The following is a 1,303-nucleotide window of genomic DNA, read 5'->3' as shown; positions in this document are numbered from 1 at the left end:
CCATAGAAGGTATGGAAGTTCACGCCAGCCGCGTTTTTCTGCCAAGGTGAGATCGCTTCGTAGCTCACCAACTCACCTTTATTATTGGTAAATTCAAGTTGAACACCCGGATGCTCGGCATCGGTAACGCGTGCGGTTTCTGCCAGCAACGCACGAATATCACGGGCAGATAAAGCGTGGTTGGTTGACATGATAGCGGCGATTGCACCAGAAGTGTTCGGCGCAGCCGATGATGTGCCGTTCATGGTGCTGGTATAATTACAGTTCGGGTCAAGCTCTGTACCACCGTGTAGACCATTAATACCAAGGCCGTCACTGGTGTTTTGTCCTTCTTCACATCCCATCAGGTCAGTTGTGACCATCGCAGGGAAGTCTTGCCCGTATTCCCCTGCTGGCGCGGCAACCCACACGTTAGCGCCAACAGAAGAGTAACTTGCTCGGGTGCCATCTGCGCGTAGCGCGCTGGTGACAAGGTTGAAGTAGCTAGAGTTGTCGTAAGATTGCGCCGAGTTGTGCATCGGTAAACCTTGGTTTCCGCCTCCCGCGAAGAAATCGCTAGGAAGAACGAAGAATCGTCCAGTGTTGAAATAGCGGTAACCATTACCCGCAGACTTGACAAACAGTGCACCGCGGCCCCAAGCGTTCGTTTCGCTGACGTTCTGCATGACATCCATTTCAAGCTTGAACTGTGGGTCATTCTCATCAAACGCGATTGGGTTGATCGGACTAAAGCCATAGCTTTGGTTAAATACGCGTACATCTCGCGTCGCTGGGTCCATACCGTGAGAAATTAACCAACCTTCTAATGTTTGGTTTGCAAGCCAGTTAAAACCAACAAGCGAAGAGCGAGAAGCAACGCCGCGTCCACCTTCACCATTGTTACCTACCGCACTAATCAAACCAGCAACGGCAGTACCGTGGCCGTTGGTGTCTACGGGATAACTGGATGGGAATAAAGAGTCTTCAACGAAGTTTCTGCTACCTGTGACTACGTTACCTGCAAGGTCTGGGTGATCGATCTGCACACCAGAATCAATGACCGCAACTTTAACGCCAATACCGGCAATGCCCATGGCTTGCGTAAGTTTGGTGTTTAAGTCATTACCCGCAACAGCAGGGTTTGCTGCGAATGCAGTTTGGCCAGTGTTGTCGAGATGCCATTGTTCTGAATAGAGCGGATCAAACGCCGAGACGGCAGGTGCAAGGCCCACAGCCAACATTGCGGCAAATAGGCGATTAAAGCGTGTTTCCATTTGTGACCTCATGTCTTTGTTTGGAATTTTTATCCCTGTTCGATACTCCT

Annotated in this window: 1 protein-coding gene; it reads right to left on the bottom strand. The window is 50.6% G+C overall.

Annotated features, from left to right (window positions below; genetic code table 11):
- On the bottom strand, positions 1 to 1,253 hold a 1,253-nt coding region (locus R7E78_RS24200; RefSeq protein ID WP_318058348.1), incomplete at its 3' end, for a S8 family peptidase.
- Positions 1,254 to 1,303 lie beyond the last annotated feature (50 nt).

It is taken from the genome of Vibrio sp. YT-19(2023) (assembly GCF_033337395.1).
This window is presented reverse-complemented; position numbering and strand designations above follow the sequence as displayed.